Here is a 20179-nt window from a genome sequence, read left to right as displayed (position 1 = left end):
ATGTTTACTATAGGACGAGTGATAGACTTTTGATTTTGTTTGGTGACAAAGGTTTACTTAAAACATACTCAATTGATAATTTTTCGATAAAAGTTCCAGCAGTTTAATCCCAGCCACACTGTTTCCTTTGTCATCCAGTGCTGGACCATAAATTCCAATACCAAATCTCCCTGGAACAGCCCCCATAATCCCGCCAGAGACGCCGCTCTTGGCAGGAATACCGATTTTGATGGCGAATTCACCAGAAGCATTATACATCCCGCATGTCACCATAAATGTTTTGCAGATTCGAGCCACATCGTCAGGCATAATCTGTTTTCCAGTCAGCGGATCTTTACCATCCATCGCAAATATTAGCCCGATTCTTGCTAAATCCAAACAATTCATTTCTATGGCACACTGTTTTGTATATAGATCCAATAAGGTCTCCACATCTTCCGTGATAATATGATGCTGCTTAAGAAAATAACATAATGCCCGGTTTAAATCAGCCGTTTCGAATTCAGAACGAGCTACCCTCTCACAATAGTCAATCGAAGGATCATCCGCTAATCCCCTGATAAAACGTAATAACCGATTGAACCGGTCCTGTACAGTATCTCCTTTAATCATATGCGTCACTACCAGTGCGCCAGCATTAATCATCGGGTTTAGCGGTTTAGCTGGCGCCATGGTTTCTAATTTGGCAATAGAATTAAACGGGTCACCAGTAGGCTCCATCCCAACCCGCTCAAACACATAACGAAAGCCTCTATCCATTAAAACGAAAGCCAAACTAATCACCTTTGAAATACTTTGCAGGGTCATTTTTGTTTGGATATCCCCTGCCGAAATACATCTCCCATCAGGATAATGAATCGCAATCGATAATTGATCTGGATTCGCTTTACCCAGTTCCGGAATGTAATTGGCAACCTTGCCCTCTTTTGTATGCTTTTTTGCTTCTTCCACAAAATGTTGTAATTCGTCACTTGTTTGACATAGCATTTATGCATCACCCATAGTAGTATTGGCTATTGGTACATTGTTGATGCTCTATGGGTTGGAAACAAGGCCTATAAATACAATCGTTCCCGATTCTTCTTCCGTAATCGCAAAGAAAAATGGCCGGTTCACTTCCATTTGGAATGGACCCCCCAATGGTGCCATCTCCTTTTTCATCTCAACAGAGGTCGCAGCAGCAGCTTCCGTCCCTTTCTCATTGACCACTAAATAGCTTTTATGTTTGACCCTATCTATCCATATTTGATTTTTCTCGGTAACCAACTTTGAAAAATTAGCGCGCTCGTCGTCAAACGCCGATACCATACCAAGTTCTTTTAATGGTTCATTCATTAACTGCTCATATTCTATTTTAAATTTGGGCAATCGAATTTTTCCTTCTTTTACGGTGAAATTGGTTTGCCACTTCTCCCAATTATCAAACGTCAACCGATCCTGAAATTCTTCTAAACTTGAATTCTCATTAGGAAGAAATATTTTCATGCTCCACTTGCCGTCACCATATGGGAGGGAAACTGCTTGAAAATCTTCAGTTTCCAAATAGGGCAATTTTTCATTCAATTCCATAAGAGGTACTTTTTTTGTCGCCCCATCTGTCAGATGAAAGGTTCGTTTTTCCGTTTGCCTTTCATTGAATTCATATTTCCAATCCCCTTTAAAATAAATCGCGTTAATAAGGATTGCGACTAAATCGGGAGCCAATGGAGACTCGACCATTTTTTTTATTCTTCTATTGGTCGTCTTGTTTACCCAATCATTAATCCTTTTAGGGGATTGCTTATCCATCACATTTATTTCCTGGATTTTTGCATGATAATACTCCTTGCTGTTGTCAGCGAATTCAGTCTGAAAATGAAACCGATTATTGAGCCAAATGGAATTTGCCATATTTATATTTATTTGCTTCGAGTTTCGTTGAAGCAGTGACATCAAGGAGGCATTCGCTTTGTTCATCTCAATGGAATCGATGCCGGCAGACTGTAGAACCTTGCCCATTTCTTCCTTCGTCTCTCCATCGGCGCCGTTATAAACCATCGATAACGCCATAAACAAACTAACTGGAGAAATAAGTGTGTTGCCGTTCTTATTCCCGCCGATTATTTTTAAAACATCCAACCCAAACTGATTATTCGAATTAACCACTTTTTTGTAATCTTCATTTTGAAAAACAGTTCCACTTGCGTATCCTAGATGATTAGAGAATCTCCTCGTGTCCTCCATATTTCCAGATTTGCTAGCCCAAACTAAGACAGTAAGGACACATACTACGATCATTACAACAAGCCATTTCTTCAAGTACATCACCGTCCTTTACCAACTTAGACTATCGTCATACGCCTAAGGTTACACAGCCAATCCAATAATTGTATGTTCATAAAAAAAACAACGCTAAAACTGCGTTGTTTTTTAACTGTTGGATTTTTGTGCTAGATTTGTTGCGGTGTTTGCAGCTGTTAAATCTACCTGCAGCTGTTCGCTTAATTCATGTGGGTGATAAAATCCCTTTGCCATCATAAAGTTAGTAATATTCTCATGTGTTTGAATCGCCGCCAGCAACTGTTCCTTTAACACAGCCCGCAGTTCAGGAGTTGCAGCCTCAGTTATGGCAACTGTGTAATTTCGAATTCCCGATTTAGTCGAAATTAAAAAATCCGTTGCAATCACCTGATCGGTCATACCGCCCATACCAAGTAAATTTTGAACAAATTGATTCATTGCTGTGCCTCCCGGTTCGTTAAGAATTGCTGCAATTGTTCAATATGTTGTTGTCCAGTCGTCACATCGTTTTCCAGTATCGCCTTTAATTCTGGATCTTGCGCTAACGGACTCATTGTTGTTGATTTCGTCAGGCAAAGATTTTTAAAGGTCAACAATTCATGAAGGTCAATCGTTTCATGTAGTCCTAAATATTTCACCATTATTGTTCACTCCATCATTTTCTTTCATTACTTCCTTATGTTTTCAATAATTGAAGCCCTCTATTCCATTTTTCATTCATTCAAAGTTATTTCATTTCACTATATATATTGCATAAAAAAAAAAGCAGGTTGGGGAAAATACTTATGTTACCGAATATGGAGGTGAGTAGATGGATAAAGAAATGTTAGCTTTGCATGAAACATTAGAAACCCACGAAATCATTAATATAAAAACCGTCTGTTTACTAAGATCCAAACTAATGCAGGGTATTTGCTTCAATAATGAGCTAAAACAGCTCATGGAGAAAGACGTACAACTTAACACCAAGCATATCAATGAACTGCTGCCATTTTATCAGCAAAGCCAATTACTTCATTAGGAGGTGGAAAAGTGAAAGATTACCTAGACCCCAGGAACGCAGAAGGGATGCCGAACTTGGCTGACTCAGCCTTTGCTCTTGATTTTTTAATCTCGGTGAAAAACGGGATCCGAAATTACGGATTCGCCATTCCCGAAACAACAAACCCAGAGCTCAGGAGAGTTTTGACAAAACAGATGATGGAAGCCCTTGATTTACATGGAGAAATTTCCGATTTGATGATCAAAAATAAATGGCTGCATCCCCATAATTTTAAAGACCAGTACCCTGTTGATTTAAAAGGGGCCGAAACCGCCATGCAAATTGGCCAAATGAACCTCTACCCTATCGATACCGACCGCGGCGGAATGTTTGCCACACCAAACGAATAAAAGGAGGGATAAACTTAAATGAAAGCTGTTACCTACCAAGGGATAAAAAATGTTGAAGTCAGAGAAGTAAAAGACCCCACCATCAAAAATTCAGACGATATCATTGTGAAAATCACGTCTTCAGCCATTTGCGGGTCCGATCTCCATTTGATACATGGAATGATTCCCAATACGCCAACAGACTTTGTCATTGGACACGAACCAATGGGAGTGGTCGAAGAAGTAGGACCAGGTGTCCGTGATTTAAAAAAGGGCGACCGGGTCATCATTCCGTTTAATGTCAGCTGCGGCTCCTGCTGGTATTGCCAGCATGACCTGACCAGCCAATGTGACAATTCCAACCCACACGGCGACATGGGCGGTTTCTTTGGCTATTCCGAGACCACAGGCGGCTATGCGGGCGGGCAAGCCGAATACATGAGGGTTCCTTACGGGAATTTTACCCCGTTTAAAATCCCAGAGGATTGCGAAGTAGAAGATGAAAAACTCGTACTGTTGGCAGATGCTGCTGGGACCGCGTATTGGTCCGTTGACCATGCCGGCGTCAAAGATGGAGACACTGTCATCGTCTTGGGCTGTGGTCCTGTGGGCTTACTGGCGCAAAAATTTGCTTGGTATAAAGGGGCAAAGCGTGTGATTGCGGTCGATTACATTGACTATCGCCTGCAGCATGCGAAACGGACAAACAATGTAGAAATTGTTAACTTTGAACAGCATGAAAACACTGGCCTATACCTAAAAGAAATCACAAAAGGCGGAGCCGACGTTGTCATTGACGCAGTAGGAATGGATGGAAAGTGGACACCGATGGAGTTTCTGGCAAGCGGGCTCAAGCTTCAAGGCGGGGCAATGGGCGCTATAGTAATCGCCAGCCAAGCTGTCCGCAAAGGCGGCACGATCCAAATTACCGGAGTTTATGGCGGCCGCTATAATGCATTTCCACTGGGCGATCTATTTCAGCGAAATATTGACCTTAAGATGGGACAGGCACCGGTTATTCCTTATATGCCTTTCTTGTACGATTTATTTGCCTCAGGAAAAATCGACCCGAGTGATGTGGTGACACACGTGCTACCGTTAGATCAAGCCAAGCATGGCTATGAGGTTTTTGATACAAGAACAGAGGATTGCATTAAAGTCATACTAAAACCATAAAAAACAAACCCAGTTCAAAACGTTCGTTTTAGACTGGGTTATTATCTATTCCTAAAAGAAGATCTAATATCAGGATGGAAGGAAGACTTCGACGGGGTTTTTTTCCTCTAGGTCCAATTTGTATAAATGCCATTCCCCATTATTGTCTTTCCCAAATTTGGAATCGACCATGAAATAAACAGTCTGCCCTTCAGCAGCAACCACTGGGTGTGAAGCATAACTTTCCATGTTGGTAAGCTGCTTTCCCTCCTTGGTTTCAAAATCATATGAATATAACTCATACTGGAACGTCCCGCCACTCTCCAGGTTGGCGATAGCTTGATAAATTAAATGTTTCCCGTCAGGTGTAAAGGCAAAATCAAATATATCTAAGTTTTTATCTGGTTCGGAAACAACGTAATGACCGGGGTCTTCAAGTGAAATGGAAAAAATCCGTTGTTTTGTATCAAATATTTCTTCTGCCGTTTTCGCCTGCGAATCATCATCACTTTGTAGATAAAGCATGCTTCCATCACCTGAAACAACCAATGAGGTCATGCTATATTTTTTCATATCAGTCAACTTTTCAATTGCTTCTGTTGTAAAGCTGTATTGAAAAATATCAAAATCATGCGGCCGTTTCCCGGTAATGGGCGAGTAATTCGTAAAGGTACCGGCACCGAGAAAAAACAAGGACGTATCATTCTTTCCAAACTCCACTTCAGTGACAAGGTCTTTATTCGAAAAAAGCTCCCTCGTCTTTTTAGTTTCAAGGTCAATAACACGTACACTTGAAAACGGGTCGTTTTCCATATCCTTGTTTTGTACAACAAATGCCAAAAGTTTTCCATCTGCTGAGAAACTTGGGTCTAAGATACGTTTATCATTCTCCAGTTTAACGATGGTTTGTCTCTCGTTATTTTCCTCATTATATACATTCAAAACTGGAGTCCCAAGTTGATAAGTTACATAAGCAATCGTCTTGTTTACAGAAACATCGTATTGATTCGTAAGTCCTTCATCCTTTTCAGTGTCTTCCTTAGCCAAGAGAACCCCTGCTGTAAGAAGCGAAATTAGCAACAGTGCCGGCACACATAAGACAATCAGCCATTTTTTCCTGTTCAATAATAGCAACTCCTTATATAAATAATGGCAGCAGGAGATAGCCGACGATGATAAGGGATAATAGAACTGGGAGTAGAGGCGTCCAAAGCACAATCTCCTCGCGCTGTTCCCACTGTACTAACTGCAGTCTATATAAAGCCCCCCAAACAGCCAAAGGAGTTAAAAATATCAGCATCATAAAATGGAGCTTTCCGATCATAACTAGCCCGCCATAGATAAAAAACAAACATGCTGCACAAATAATCAAGCCTGTAGTGATGTAAAGAATATGAATCACTTTTTTGCCGCTAGGAACTTTCGTTTCTTTCGCACCTGGCAAAAGTGCTGTTTGATAAAGCAGAACTGCGGTCAAAATAAGATTCAGCCATGTTAGAATTAGCATTAAGCTTTCAATTGTACCACCTGAAAGGTTCGCCGCACCAAGCAGGCCATATGACCACAACAGCAGATGGACAATAAGAAGGATGATGCTCCAGCGTTTTCTCAAGGTACTCCTAAAATGGGAAAATGCCAGCACAAGCAGAATGGTTCCAATGCTGATTGATGTGATCAGCCAGTCATACTCGGCATCCCCATTAATTAACAGGTGGGCGAGGTAGAGACCCGAAGCGGAAAATAGAGAGAGCATTGCCAAGAAGATAAATAATTGCTTCCGGTACGGATACAACACTTGCTGCATTTCTCGTCCTATTTTTTCATGATTGCCAAACTGCTGTATGGCCATCTTAGCCGCCTCCTGTTCTGAAAGACCCTTTACCATGTTCTCTTTTGCCAATAATTCGAGATGGACAAGCATTTCTTCTTCCATGTCAGCCTTATCTTCAGGAGTTCCATCAATACCTGCAACAATATGGTTTACATAGTTTTTGAGAAGCTCGTTCATGTTAGCCCCTCTTCCACTTTGCGTACTAAATTTTCCACCAGGCTCCAGTTCTTACGCTTTTCTTCCAGCTCCGCAGTACCCTTATCAGTGAGATGATAATATTTCCTTCTGCCCGAATCGGTATCCTTCCAGTAGGACTCAATCCATTCCTTTTTTTCGAGCCGTTTTAGCGCGGGATATAGTGTCCCTTCGCCCATTTCATATTGCTCGCCGCTCGTCTCCTTCAGGATTTTCATCATCTCGTATCCATACATATCGCGATTTGAAATCATTGACAACAGCAACAGGTCGATGCTCCCCTTAAGCATTTCTTTGTCCATAGAGACCTCCCCCTATCAAATTAACAACTATATCGTATCACCTTGTATATCGCATTACAAGGTACATAACAAAAAATCCTATATATTTTTCTAACTGACTTACTTCAAAGCTGAAAAAGGCACAACCGGCAGAACGCCCAATTGTGCCTAATGGTAAGTATAATGTTTATTTACATGTTCTTAGGGTATCAACTTAGTAGACTTAGCCTTTTCTGCGGTACGATCCAGCCAGGGGCTAAGAGGCTTTTTTAATACGAGTGCGATGAGAAAACTTAATCCCGCAAAACCAAGCAGATATACAACATCCTTGATGACCACTTCCTGGATCATTCCCCCAACGGTCTCTCGTAACATACTCACCGCATAAGTGAACGGCATAAACGGATACAATTTTTGAAAAAAAGAGGAGGTGACAGTTACAGGAAAAGTGGCCCCAGAGCTTGAAATTTGCAGCACCAAAAGAATGATGGATAACCCTTTCCCAATATTGCCAAATACCGAACATAAAGTGTAGGTAATAATGCCAAACACAATGCTGATAAAAACACTTAATAACACAAACCAAAGCTTGTCCACTACATAGGAATGGATAATGTATAAATCACCAAGGGACACAATGATGGCTTGGAAAACCCCAATCGTAAGAAAGGTGAATAGTCTCCCAAAATAAAGCTGGTAATTCTTATATTGCTTATCAGGATTTTCAACATCCACCCTCATTGACGAGATAAGCAGCATCCCCCCTACCCATAGGGCCAACATTGTATAAAATGGTGTCATCGCGGAACCGTAGTTTGGAATCGGGAATATCCTCTTCGTTTTTAACTGGATCGGACTTGATAAAAAGTTACTTTCTTTTCCTGGATCGTGCATTAAAAATTCGATTAAATCATGAATATTGACACTTTGATTAAATTTCCTGATTTTGTCTGCCGCCGTCCGTATCTCATTTTCAAATCCCGGCAAATCATTTTTGGCCAAATCGGCTGCTTTATGAATCACTCTCACTACCTCAGGTAGCTTTGTCCTTATTAAATCCGCAGCTTCTCTGATGTTATCTTCAACCTTCGGCAAATCGTTACGAACAAAATCTGCCGCTTTATGAATCTTATCCTCAATTGTCGGCAGATCATTTTTAATGAAATTGGCTGCTGTATTAATCCCCCCCTCTACTTTGTCCAGCTGTTGCTGAAGATTGGTTCGATGGTCTTGGATATCCTGACGGATAGTAACCAGTTCATTAAGAAGAGACTTCAACTGTTCCTGATTGACGGATGTGTCTGTTTGTTCCGCCGCAATTATGTTGTCAAGTGCCTGGTTAATTTGAGATTCGACTTCCGTTAGGCTGGCTACTACGTCGTTCATGACAGCAGATGTACTTGCAATGTTAGACAGCCGAGTCTGCAGTTCCGTAATCCTGTCACCAGCTTCATCCACTGTTGGCAAACTTGCTTCAACCTTTAAAATACTGTTACCGGCACTATCCAGTTCGGGAATTCTTTGTTCTAACTGGATGATTTGCTGGCCTTTCTCTTGTATGTCGGGCAGTTTTCCTTCTAATTCTATGGCTTTATTGCCCATGGCTTCAATCTGTGGCAAAGCCTTTTCCAGCTCAAGGATTTGGCTGGCAACATTCTGGATGGATGGCCACTCTTTTTGAAGCTCGACACCAGCCTCGTTAAAAGCTGAAAAGATCGCGCTTCCGACTGTTTCTGTGAAGGCATCACTAATTTGAGCCATAACGCTTGATGCGCCAGAACTTGTTATTTTTGGCGCAATCGCATTGATTTTCTCGTTTAAGCCAAATATAATTTCTGGTTTCTGAGGATTTGCTTCCAGAATGCTTGTAAGTTCCTTAGAAAAGTTTTTGGGGATGATGAGGTAGGCATAATAATCCCCATGTTCTACCCCCTTAATAGCCTGACTGCGGTTTACAAACACCCAGCCAAGTTTACGGTTTTTTTTTAACTTATTAACCGTCTCAGCCCCAGCATTAAATGGTTTCTCGAGCACTACCGCTCCCTCATCCTCGTTCACCACTGCAACCTGGATGCCTGACGTATTTCCGTAAGGGTCCCACATCGATTTAATATTAAACCAGGCATATGCAGACGGAAGGAACATGAGTCCAACCACTAAAAGGAGAACCGTAGGAACTCGGAATATATTTTTCCAATCTGTTTTATAAATGTGCCAAATGTTGCCCACTTTTAACCACCTCTACCAGTAAGCACTATTTTTAGTATTAGAACTGGATGGGTTATTATCCATTATTTCATTAAACAAACAATAAAAAGACGGCTCAAATGAAAACTCACCTGAACCGTCTTTTTATTCTTGGGCCATCACACCGTTATGACTACTTTTCCTAGCGCATGTCCTTCTGAAAAATAACGAAATGCCTCAGGAACTTCACTCAACGTATAGATTCTATCAATTACAGGCTTTACTTTACCGGATTCCAATAATTCCTTCATATAAATAAGGTCCTTTTGCTTTGGTCTTTGCAAAAAACTGCCTATTTTCTTTTTCCCTGTCATGGAAATCCACGGGCCTAGAGTCATGGCTTGAAACATTTGAGAGCCGGAAGCGCCAACATGAACAAAAGACCCATTTGGGTTAAGGGCCCGCTTATATACGGAAATTGGCTGAGCCGTTCGTGCCCAGAATTAGGTCATACAAATCTGTTTTTTTAGTAAAATCCTCTGTCTTGTAATCAATCACATGGTCTGCCCCAATAGAACGCACTGTTTCTACTTTGTTTGTGCTGCATACAGCTGTTACCTCAGCGCAGGCTTTTCTACCTCTTTTAATCCCAGGACATCAGGTGGACCATATCTTTGATAAACAATAGCTTTCATCGGCTCCTCATATTTACCTAATTTTACCATTAGGTAAATGGGAAAAGAACGGCAATTAGAAAAAGAAAAAAGCTTGAAACTAGTTATGTTTTCAAGCTTTCAGCATATTGAATAGCTGCAGGAAATACTTTTTCAACATGAAATAATAAGTTCATGTAGTGTCCGTCGTACTGCCCCCGGACCCTTTATAAGACGTTTAAAATAGTCTTCTACTTTACCTCCCACCCCAATTTCATATAAACTCATGCCAAATATTCTTTCGTTTGACAGAATAGGTTGTAATTGTTGACCCACAGAATCAGGATTGCTGAATTCTATGTTTTTAATATATTGTTTCACTTCGTCCAAAAGTGGGTCGGGACTAAGCTTCATTTCGTTCCCCTCATCATCAACCCCCATCAGATAACGGCACCACCCTGCCAACGTCAGAGGGATAAATGTTAAATCAGCGACATCTAAGTCGTCCCTCTCGACATACAACTTAATGGTTTCCCCAAACCGAATGGCCATCTTTTGCGAAGTATCTGTTGCAATCCTTTGCGGTGTATCCGGATTGTTTGGATTTGGGAAACGCACTTCAAGGACTTCTTTAATAAAGTTCATTGGTTCAATGATGCCAGGGTCGGTGACTGTCTTCATCCCTTCCACATATCCAATTTTTTCAACCAAGGCTTTTAAATCTTCATCCTTCATTTCATCGGCAATCGACGAATAACCAAGTAAACAGCCAAAAATGGCCAATGCTGTATGGAGCGGATTTAAGCAGGTGCATACCTTCATTCTCTCGACTTGGTCAACAATGTTTTTTTCCGTAAAATACACTCCAACCTTTTCCAATGCAGGACGGCCATTTGGAAAACGGTCTTCAATCACTAAATACTCCGATTCCTCCGTATTGACAAAGGCAGCGATTGCCGGACGATTTGGATTTGTATGAATCAACTGGGCACTTCCATAACCAAGTTGGATTAATCTGTCCGCCACATCTTTTGATGGCTGGGGGGTAATTTTATCAATCATGCTCCAAGGGAAAGTAATTCGGGTTTCATCATCCAAATATTCCATGAACCCTTCTTCCACAAAGCCAAGTTCCTGCCAAATGGCTGCGACTTTTACTACTGCCTCTTTGAGCTTATCTCCATTGTGGGAGAAATTATCTGTACTCACCAACGCTAATGGAAGTTTTCCTTTTTGATACCTTGCATATAAAAGAGATGCTATGATAACCATTGTATGGTTGGGATTATCCAGCCCCTGTGCGATTTCTCTTTTTACTTCTTCACGGATTTCACCATTTAAGTTTGTTAAGTCATACCCTTTTTCTGTGATGGAAAACGTAACAAATTGAAGTGATGGCTGCTGAAAGATTACTTTTAAGCGCTGCCACGATTCAGGATTATTTTTTGTCGTGATGCTTTCTGCGATGCTAGCGATCACTTCCATATCCAGTGTCCCATCTAGTTTCATAACGACATTAAGACTTAAGTTATCGTGGGGACGGTAGATTTTTTCTGCTACCTCATTGCTATTGGTGGAAACAATAATAATTCCTTTGTCCGTTTCACCTTTTTCGATTAAATGCTGCTGCAGGACTGAATGGAAGGCCCTGAATAAATTTCCGGCACCAAAATGAACCCAAATAGGGGATTCTTTGGTGTTCTTCCAAACCTCCTCAAAATCATAGGCAGGTGTCTTGATGCCAAGTGCAGAAAAACGTTCTTTCTCATTTTTGAGTTGTTCTTTTCCTAAATAAAGCAATCCTATTACCCCTTTGTTTATATTTAAGTTTAACATCTAAGTTAATGGTGTCAGCACTGGTTGTCAATTTACATTAGTATTGAATCCCTACCTCTGGTTTTATTTTACAAGTTACTTGATAAAGAGAAAAGGGTTTCACTCTTTTAAATATGACGATAGGCTCTTTGACTTAATAGCAAGTCATGGATGAAGTTATGTAAATTCAATAGTACGTTCTCATAACACAAAAAAATCACCTATGGTAAGGTGATTTTTTCGGTTAAGCCAATTTTTCACAAAGATAGATAAAACTGCTTGACGTCCATGTATGGGCTTTATCACATAATCCATCGCCGGTGATGGCATCAAAGTTTTCCGCACAACCGCTTTTCTTTATAAGCTTACAGAATTTCTCGGTGAGTTCTAACGCAAAGTCAGTTTCTCCACAGTCCTCCAGTGCTTCAATCAAAAGCACCATAGTTGGTGCCCAAATTGGGCCTCTCCAATAACCGTTAGGCTCGTAGAATGGACTGTCGACGGCTTCTGTAGCAAGTCCATACTCGGTTGTAAATTTAGGACTTTTGAGTGTGGCTATCATAGAGCTTCGTAATTCTTCCGGTAATCGAGAGCCTAAGATTAATAGAGTATAAGGCAGGATTGACTCGGAATAAATGGCTTTCTTTCCTAGGGTTTCTCTAGCAATTACTTGGTTGTTCTCAACAAAAGCTGCCAGTGCGCGTTCCGTCAACTCTGCTGCTCGGCGATTCCATTGAACTTGCTCATGAACTCGGCCAAGCTTTCCGGCAACATTAGCTAGCAAGTCCATCGCTTTGATTAAGAAAGCGGATAAATCGGGTGATTCAACAATAAAGCCGTTCGCAAAAACAGTGCTATTATCATACCCTGAATCATTGCCATGATGGTATTCACAAATCCCATCTTCATCGCAATCCTTATAATTGAGCCAGAAGTTGATCTGTTTTTCAATTCCCTCATAAACTTCGATAAGTTGTTCTGGTGTGAACTCCATTTTTTCCATCATTTTCTCCACAAAAAGTCCATGGATTGGAGGCTTAGCAAAATTCCAGCGGAGGGTAGAATCACTGACAGAACCCGGCAGCTGGCCTTTTTCATCCTGATGGTCAAACAGAATCATCATTTGATCATAGGCAAGCTGGTCGTGGACCCCAGCAAGACCAATGGCATTATAACAGTGATCCCAACTCCAAATTCCAGGAAAATGATTATTGGACATATAGACAGAATCCCTGCCAAGTAATCCTTCTTTTCTAACGGTACAAGACCATGTCACATACACAGCTAAACGATTCGTCTCATCATATTCCGGTCTAACTTTCGGAAACTTTGCATAAAACTCTTCAAAATCATTAAGCGTCTTCGCTGCACTTTCCTCAAATGAATAATTTTTTTTAGTTGGCTTCATCATGTGGGTTGGAATTTCCTCAATGACAATTAAGAATTCACTTGATTCGTCTGCATTCACATCAATATAGGAAGCCAAACTTCCTAACATGGTTTCGCTGTTTTCCTGAACAAGTTTCGTTGTACCCGTTACATTTTTTACAATATATTTGGTCAATGTCTTGTAGCTATTAATAATATGAAAGCTTTCAATCTCATTTTCTAGTGTAAAATTATAATCATATTCATTAATCGGCATACAGTCTAAACGCAGACCAAGCTTTTCACCGGTGCCTTTGATGACGATCCGTGAATCGCCATCAAAGGTAATACCAATTTTACCGGAAGCAGTTGTTAATTCTATTTTCCCATAATCTGCTTCATACGTATAATCAACAGGCTTTTGTTCAACCAAAGGAACAAACTTGCAAACCGCACTATTTCCCCTTGATTTTCCACGAACGGACTTTAAATAAAGACCTTCTCCCTGTACATTCTTAAACACTTTTAAATAGCTTTCGTCTCCATTATAATAAGCGATTGCCATATAGGAACCATAAACGCTAAACGGTACATCAATAATATTCATAACAAACTCCTTCTTCAGCTTTCATTAAATTTCCACAGAATTAAGCAGCGGAGGAATTCTCCATGTCGCCTTCTTCTTTGCATTTTTGGCGGTCATACATTTTAACAAATGGGATGGAGAATAGGATATAAATGACACCTAGTATTAGCTGCCAAACCAAACCAGAAATGTGTCCTCCGGTTGCTAAGAATCCGTATATTCCAGGAGGTGTTGTCCAAGGCACACCCGTACCGGTAAGCTTGGCTACCCAGCCAAGTGAAGTGACAATATACGTTAAGATCACACCAATAAACGGTGCTACAATATAAACAAAGCCTAAGAATGGGTTAAACATAATTGGATAACCGAACACTAATGGCTCATGAATTCCGAAGATTGCAGGCACAATACCCACTTTTGATATTTCCTTCATTTGCTTACTCTTTGATACAATTAAAGCAGCGATACATATGTATAAACCAACACCACCAGTATAAGAGAAGAATTCATAAGTCAGGATATTGGGCAGATCCACACCTGCTTGCACAGCTTGTCTGTTAGCATCACTCGCCATGAGCAAGACTGGGGCAATGGCGCCAAACATAATAATAGAGGAACCATGAATACCAAAAACCCATAATAAATTGGTTAAAAATACACAAATGGTATATCCGACAACGCTAGTCCCTAAACCGGAAAGCGGCTTGCCTATCACTGTATTAATAACGACATGGATGTTGTCAAATGGTGTTGCAAGTAGAATTAACTTAACTGCCCAGAATCCAAAGAAGATAATTGCCATTGGGATTAACGAAGCAAACGACCCAGCAACAGCAGGCGGTACGGAGCTTGGCAATTTGATTTGCAATTTCTTTTTCATTAACAAGCGATAGATTTCAGGAACGATCAGGGCAATAACAATGGCAACAATTAAACTCGTAGCCCCCAATTTTCCAAACTCAAGCATGACTGTTCCTTTTACCACTTTTAAAGGCGTTAATAGGAAATACACACACAAACTAATAATGCTGGAATACATCGGATCCGTTTCTTTGTACTCTTTAGCTAAATTATAGGAAATGAACAATAAACAGATGATTGATGCCAGGTCCATTGTTCCGTTCATAAAGTAATTAAGCTTATCCTGCCAAATAGACGGGTCTGAAAGCCCTAACATTTTTGTCACAAAGTTTATGTAGGCTTTCGAAGGAAAGTTAGCGATTAACAATGCTACTGACGCAATGATTGTGAACGGTACATAGGCTATCATACCGTTCTTAATCGCATTGATATGGCGATTTGAGGTAAACTTTTCAATACCGTCAAATAAAACGTCTTTTGCTTTATCCATGTTTAAACCCATGCGGTACCCCTCCCTAGGATTAGTTAAACTTTTGAAATAGTTCTTCTGCAGATTTCAAAACAGCTGCACCATCGCACTTACCATAGTCAACTGGATTAATCGTTGCCACTGGCGCTTTTCCATCTACTAGTTTGGTTATTTTTCTTAATTGATAGCTAATTTGCGGTCCTAGCAACAACACATCAAAGTTACCCAATTCGCTTTCAACTGATCCTGAGTCCACAGCCCAGATTTTGTAGTCTTTTCCTTGTGCCTTAGCTGCCTCTTCCATTTTTGCCACTACTAGACTTGTAGACATACCTGCGTTACATGCCAACATGATTTTCATTATGATCCGCTCCCTTTAACGTTTGATTTGATCTTTCAATTCTTTAATAATTTGATATAATTCAATAAATTCTTCAGCCTGGTCTTTCATTAAGATAGCTCCAGATAAATGATCTTCTGCATGAACTAGAATAAGATTTACCTCTACTTTCTCCCCGCTCGCTTCTTTTTGGATTAGAGAGAAATGGGAACCATGTGCCCCTTTTAGTTTTTCATTGGCTTTCTTTAAATGTTCCTTTGCCTCTTCGAATTGAAATTCCCTAGCACACTCAATGGCTTGCATTGATTCCGATTTGGAATCCCCGGCAATGGCAATTAGTTCAAAGGCCGCTGCATATTCCGTATCAACCACTAGTCCTCCATCTCGCTTTCTACTAAATTTAATAAACTGATCAGCGTTTCAAAATTGCTTTTTCTCAATAATTCACTTATTAAATTTTTGTTGATCAGCAGCTTTGAAGTGGTTTTATAAAATTTTTGGATTTCCTTACTTGGATGATTTTCTATAGATATCAGAAATACGACTTGTACTTCTTGGTTATCCCAATTTATTGGTTGCTTTAATATTGCGACACTTGCAAATGTCCGCTTACTTAGAGTCCGGCTTGGATGGGGAATCGCAACCAAATTGCCAAACGAGGTTGGAGCAATTTTTTCTCTTTCTAAAACGGCTGCTTGAAAATCCTCAGGTACGTCCTCAACTTCCTGAATTCTTTGGCACAAATATTCAAGTACATCTTCTTTTGTTGAAAGATTCAGTCCTGTAAAAAATAAATCTTCACTATAATATTGTGAAATACTGCCTCCAGAGTCCTTCGTCAGGACTTGAATGACATTCTTAACATCCTTATTTTCTAAAAAGTATTGGACTTCCAATATCGGTACCTTCACTTTTTCAGAAATTGGAACAGTGGTAATAATATAATCAATTGAGTCCAAATTCTTTTTAGACACCCGATGCACATCACATGTTTCTATTTGATTAATGTAATTCCCGAATTTTTCGAGGTATTTGTATTTCAGAAACTGGGCGCTCCCTACTCCCGAAGAACACACAACCAAAATGTTTTTCTTCCGGATGTTGTACTTATCACGCTCCAAAGCCAACTCAAAAGACATCGCAAAATAGCCAATTTCATTTTCATCTAAAATTTTTCCATAATGTTTGCCCAAAATACCGCAGGCAAAAGTCGCAATGGAATAAGCCAAAAGGAACCGTTCCTTAATTTCCATCAGCAACGGATTTTTCATCGTCATATCAAATCTTAGCCGAACTTCTAAAGGAACCATGTGCTGACTTAATGACATGCGCAAATCTAAGTTATCTCGAAAATCGATTTTAAAAGATTCATAGATTTTCTCTAACATCTCGGTCACTAAGTTATCAATATTTTGACTAATGACAAAATTCTTCCCCTGTTTGCTGCTTCGATAGATCCTTTTACCAGCAAGATGAATCGCCAGGTACTTAATTTCCGACTTTGGAAATGTAATCGAGATTTTTTGCTCAATTGCTTTCGCCAATTCACTTGCCAGGAGGATTTCGTTTTCTAAAGAAAAAGGACTTAACTGGTCATCATCAATGACAATTTGATGGTTTTCCCTAATTCTTTCAATTGCTATAAAAATGTGAATCAAAAGATTTTGCAGAGCTACATTTGAAATTTGAAATTCATTCTGCTGTAAGATGGAATTTATACTAATCGCAATTTCATCCATCTTCTCCTGAGAGTCGACTGTCAAACCTTTTGTCCCATATTTCATCCCCATGCAGCTTGCAAGACATAATCTTAAGTCGAATTCATCGCCTTGGATTTTGACTCCGTAATTTGGTTTGCGAATCAACTGCAAATTATATTTTTTGATATCATCTTCTATTTTTTTCAGATCGTTAGTAATCGTTTTCCGTGAGATGTAAAGCTCTTCACTTAAATCATCCAGCTTTATATACTCAGAGTTCTTCAGCAGATACTCCTTAATATAGAGAACCCGCTCTTCTACGCTATTTGGCAATTCATCTATACCTTGATTTATTTCTTCATTAATATAGACAGTAAACTGTTTGGGGTTCGTAATTTGAAGTCGGTAACCCTGTCCGTGTTTAATTTCGATAAACGCACCATGTTCTTTAAAAATACGACTTAAATCTTTAAGAAGCGTTCTTGCCGTTTTATCGCTTACATTGATTTTCTGAGCTAAGCATAAGGCCGTTTGATATTCATCTTCTTTCAGCTGTTGAAATAAATCAATGTACCGTTTTTCCAGCATTTCTTCATCTCCTTTCTTGTCGTATTTTGTAGTTTGATAGTATCATTCTGTTTTTTAAAACTCCATGGAGATTTTTTCCCTTATAGAAGTGGAAAACGTTTCCCTACCTTTTATATATTGGCTCTGTTAAATTTGGCTGTTGATTTCCGCTCCAATCAACAGAGTTAAAAAAACTAACCGTATCGTTTAACAGAGACACCCATGCAAAACTTTTGCACCATGGGGTATGAAAATAAGCGACCTTGTCTATAATGTTTGGTCATTATTTTAAACTCGCTTATTTTCAGGGTAGCTTATAAATTAATTAATAGAAACACCATCAGGATGGATTTCAGGTGCCCAGACCAGAGGCTTTATAAATTGGATAATCAATAATATAATAAGTGCCGCAGTTACCTATAAGCTTGAAAATCTTAATCGTATAAAAAGATGTAATAGATACAAAATAACTTGGAATATAAAGTTGAGGTGATGTAGACAATGAAGGCAATTGTGATCGACCAATATGGAGGCAAGGAAGAACTTAAAGAGAGGGATGTACCGAAACCCATTCCCCAAGAAGGAGAAGTCTTAATTGAAATGCATGCGGCAGCCATTAATCCGATTGATTGGAAGCTGCGTGAAGGACATCTTAAAGAAATGCTGCCGTTTCAGTTTCCCATCATTTTAGGCTGGGATGCGGCAGGTGTGATTTCAGAAGTTGGCCCGAATGTTACCAATTTCCGTGAGGGTGATCGGGTATTCGTAAGGCCTGAAACTACAGCACAGGGAACCTATGCAGAATACATCGTGACACAGGAACACCTGCTGGCAAAGATTCCTGACAATATCAGTTTTGAAGAGGCAGCTGCGGTCCCCCTTGCAGGATTGACAGCTTATCAATGTTTGGTTAATTTTGCACAATTAAAAGCAGGTGATAAAGTATTAATTCACGCTGGTTCCGGCGGAGTCGGCAGTTTAGGTATCCAAATCGCCAAAAGCCTTGGTTACTTTGTTGCCACTACCGCTAGCAGCAAAAATGAGGAATTTCTAAAATCATTAGGTGCCGATCTGGTCATTAAATATGACCAACAGGAATTTGATAAGGAACTGGAAGATTATGATTTAGTGGTTGATACAATGGGCGGCGAAATTCAAAATAAAAGCTTCCAAGTGTTAAAAAAAGGCGGTACCCTAGTGTCGGTTGCCCAGCCCCCCGATGAAAAAAAGGGAGAAGAGTTGGAAATTAATGTGAAATTCCATTGGCTTGTCCCGAACGGGAAACAACTTTCCGAATTGGCCGATTTCATGGCGGAAGGTAAATTAAAGCCCATCATTGGGAGTGTATTTGAGTTTAGTGAACAAGGACTCCGGGAAGCTCATGCGCTCAGCGAAACAAACCATGCAAAGGGGAAGATTGTCATTAAAATAAAATAAAGATATATTCGAAAATGCACGATTCTCCTCTTTAATTGTCACCAATTTGCAACAACGTTTAATGTGAATTTATTGAAAAAACGACAAATCTGGCATACAATCAAATTGGAAGGGCTTTCAAAAAATGGGAGGGATTTTTATGAAGCTTTCTAATAAAGTAGCCGTCGTAACAGGGGCTGCATCCGGTATGGGAAAAGCCATTGCTGAGTTGTATGCCAAAGAAGGGGCAAAAGTCATAGCAGCTGACCTCAACATGGATGGGACAAAAGCAGTTGTGGAAACCATCACGAAGAACGGCGGAACAGCCATTGCAGTTCAATCGAATGTCGCAAAATTGGAAGACATCGAAAATATGATCGATACAGCAGTGAAGGAATTTGGCACTTTAGATATTTTGGTTAATAACGCGGGCATCATGGATGGTTTTGAACCAGTCGGTGACATTAACGACGATAGATGGGACTTAATTTTTGATATTAATACAAAAAGTGTCATGCGTGCTATGCGAAAAGCCATCCCCATTTTTTTGGAAAAAGGAAAAGGCGTCATCATTAATGTCGCTTCCACCGGAGGCTTAAATGGAGCTCATGCTGGTGCTGCTTACGGCGCATCGAAACACGCTGTGGTCGGCCTTACTAAAAATACAGGCTACATGTATGCCAATAAAGGTATTCGCTGTAATGCCATCGCACCGGGCGGCGTAAAAACAAACATTGCTGCCTCAATGAAAAATATTAATGAATTTGGAATGGGCCGTACACAAGCGGTACATGCTGTTATGCCAAGAATGGGTGAAGCAGATGAAATCGCCGCTGTTGCCCTATTCCTCGCTTTAGATGAGTCCAGCTTTGTAAATGGAACAGTTTTGGTTGCCGATGGCGGCTGGACAGCAGCATTTTAATTAGCAAACACCTATGAACTAGTTTGAAAATCACGCTCAGGGACGTTGTTCCCCGGGCGTTTTTATTTCCAAACATCCCTCTTAAAATAAACACATCCTACGTGTTTTTTCAATACCTTTTCCGCTTCATATCTCCTTTCGGGCTCCATTAGTTTTTTCAAGTTAAATCAAAAAGACCAAAT

The 20179-nt window shown here is 40.1% G+C and carries 20 protein-coding genes; 5 read left to right on the top strand and 15 right to left on the bottom strand.

The features are described from left to right. Positions 1-57: 57 nt before the first annotated feature. The 4 genes from glsA to BN2425_RS15965 all read right to left on the bottom strand — a co-directional run bounded on the left by glsA (position 58) and on the right by BN2425_RS15965 (position 2921). Positions 58-987 (bottom strand): glutaminase A, encoded by a 930-nt coding sequence (gene glsA / locus BN2425_RS15980; protein WP_042461540.1) that lies wholly within the window; start codon positions 985-987, stop codon positions 58-60. A 48-nt stretch (positions 988-1035) separates the two neighbouring features. Continuing rightward, positions 1036-2298 (bottom strand): serpin family protein, encoded by a 1263-nt coding sequence (locus BN2425_RS15975; protein WP_195891955.1) that lies wholly within the window; start codon positions 2296-2298, stop codon positions 1036-1038. Positions 2299-2409: 111 nt separating this feature from the next. Next, positions 2410-2718 (bottom strand): spore coat protein, encoded by a 309-nt coding sequence (locus BN2425_RS15970; RefSeq protein WP_042461538.1) that lies wholly within the window; start codon positions 2716-2718, stop codon positions 2410-2412. Further along, complete coding sequence (locus tag BN2425_RS15965) at positions 2715-2921, bottom strand: hypothetical protein (protein ID WP_042461535.1); 207 nt, start codon at positions 2919-2921, stop codon at positions 2715-2717. Before BN2425_RS15965 ends, BN2425_RS15970 begins: the two co-directional genes overlap by 4 nt. 170 nt (positions 2922-3091) lie before the next feature. Here BN2425_RS15965 and BN2425_RS15960 point away from each other — a divergent pair, with 170 nt between their 5' ends. From BN2425_RS15960 to BN2425_RS15950, 3 genes are read left to right on the top strand one after another with little or no spacing between them, the layout of a single operon-like run. Continuing rightward, positions 3092-3301: a hypothetical protein gene (locus tag BN2425_RS15960; RefSeq protein WP_042461532.1), complete on the top strand. Its 210-nt coding sequence runs from the start codon at positions 3092-3094 to the stop codon at positions 3299-3301. Positions 3302-3312: 11 nt separating this feature from the next. Then, the gene (locus tag BN2425_RS15955) at positions 3313-3672 is read left to right on the top strand and encodes a spore coat protein (protein WP_235714658.1); all 360 of its coding nucleotides are present in this window, start codon (positions 3313-3315) and stop codon (positions 3670-3672) included. Between the two features lie 18 nt (positions 3673-3690). Continuing rightward, complete coding sequence (locus BN2425_RS15950) at positions 3691-4827, top strand: zinc-dependent alcohol dehydrogenase (RefSeq protein WP_042461529.1); 1137 nt, start codon at positions 3691-3693, stop codon at positions 4825-4827. 69 nt (positions 4828-4896) lie between these two features. Here BN2425_RS15950 and BN2425_RS15945 read toward each other — a convergent pair whose 3' ends face one another. The 11 genes from BN2425_RS15945 to BN2425_RS15895 form a co-directional block, all read right to left on the bottom strand. After that, a complete protein-coding gene (locus tag BN2425_RS15945; RefSeq protein WP_042461528.1) occupies positions 4897-5931 on the bottom strand; it encodes a PD40 domain-containing protein in 1035 nt (344 codons plus the stop codon). A gap of 13 nt (positions 5932-5944) precedes the next feature. Next, a complete protein-coding gene (locus tag BN2425_RS15940; RefSeq protein ID WP_042461525.1) occupies positions 5945-6814 on the bottom strand; it encodes a permease prefix domain 1-containing protein in 870 nt (289 codons plus the stop codon). After that, a complete protein-coding gene (locus tag BN2425_RS15935; protein WP_042461522.1) occupies positions 6811-7134 on the bottom strand; it encodes a PadR family transcriptional regulator in 324 nt (107 codons plus the stop codon). The genes BN2425_RS15940 and BN2425_RS15935 overlap by 4 nt, the downstream gene beginning before the upstream one ends. Before the next feature lie 180 nt (positions 7135-7314). Beyond that, entirely contained in the window at positions 7315-9342 is a 2028-nt protein-coding gene (locus tag BN2425_RS15930) for a YhgE/Pip domain-containing protein (protein ID WP_042461518.1), read from the bottom strand. Between the two features lie 137 nt (positions 9343-9479). After that, positions 9480-9710 carry a zinc-binding dehydrogenase gene (locus tag BN2425_RS23450; protein WP_052352905.1) on the bottom strand — a complete coding sequence of 77 codons (231 nt, stop codon included), beginning with the start codon at positions 9708-9710 and terminating at the stop codon, positions 9480-9482. Positions 9711-10127: 417 nt separating this feature from the next. Next, a complete protein-coding gene (locus tag BN2425_RS15920; protein ID WP_235714657.1) occupies positions 10128-11753 on the bottom strand; it encodes a mannitol dehydrogenase family protein in 1626 nt (541 codons plus the stop codon). Positions 11754-12012: 259 nt separating this feature from the next. Next, the gene (locus BN2425_RS15915; RefSeq protein ID WP_042461513.1) at positions 12013-13743 is read right to left on the bottom strand and encodes an amylo-alpha-1,6-glucosidase; all 1731 of its coding nucleotides are present in this window, start codon (positions 13741-13743) and stop codon (positions 12013-12015) included. A gap of 40 nt (positions 13744-13783) precedes the next feature. Next, a complete protein-coding gene (locus BN2425_RS15910) occupies positions 13784-15085 on the bottom strand; it encodes a PTS sugar transporter subunit IIC (RefSeq protein ID WP_052352904.1) in 1302 nt (433 codons plus the stop codon). Positions 15086-15104: 19 nt separating this feature from the next. Then, positions 15105-15413, bottom strand: a complete 309-nt coding sequence (locus tag BN2425_RS15905; RefSeq protein ID WP_042461507.1) for a PTS sugar transporter subunit IIB — start codon at positions 15411-15413, stop codon at positions 15105-15107. A gap of 15 nt (positions 15414-15428) precedes the next feature. Continuing rightward, positions 15429-15764: a PTS lactose/cellobiose transporter subunit IIA gene (locus tag BN2425_RS15900; protein ID WP_042461505.1), complete on the bottom strand. Its 336-nt coding sequence runs from the start codon at positions 15762-15764 to the stop codon at positions 15429-15431. Beyond that, positions 15764-17680, bottom strand: a complete 1917-nt coding sequence (locus tag BN2425_RS15895; RefSeq protein WP_042461502.1) for a BglG family transcription antiterminator — start codon at positions 17678-17680, stop codon at positions 15764-15766. The genes BN2425_RS15900 and BN2425_RS15895 overlap by 1 nt, the downstream gene beginning before the upstream one ends. 480 nt (positions 17681-18160) lie before the next feature. Between BN2425_RS15895 and BN2425_RS15890 the strand changes: the two genes are divergently transcribed. Both BN2425_RS15890 and BN2425_RS15885 read left to right on the top strand, forming a co-directional pair. Continuing rightward, the gene (locus BN2425_RS15890) at positions 18161-19096 is read left to right on the top strand and encodes an NADP-dependent oxidoreductase (protein ID WP_042461500.1); all 936 of its coding nucleotides are present in this window, start codon (positions 18161-18163) and stop codon (positions 19094-19096) included. A 139-nt stretch (positions 19097-19235) separates the two neighbouring features. Continuing rightward, positions 19236-19997 carry an SDR family oxidoreductase gene (locus BN2425_RS15885; RefSeq protein ID WP_042461498.1) on the top strand — a complete coding sequence of 254 codons (762 nt, stop codon included), beginning with the start codon at positions 19236-19238 and terminating at the stop codon, positions 19995-19997. Positions 19998-20179 lie beyond the last annotated feature (182 nt).

Source organism: Neobacillus dielmonensis (assembly GCF_000612665.1).
Taxonomy (GTDB): Bacteria; Bacillota; Bacilli; order Bacillales; family Cytobacillaceae; genus Neobacillus; species Neobacillus dielmonensis.
This window is presented reverse-complemented; position numbering and strand designations above follow the sequence as displayed.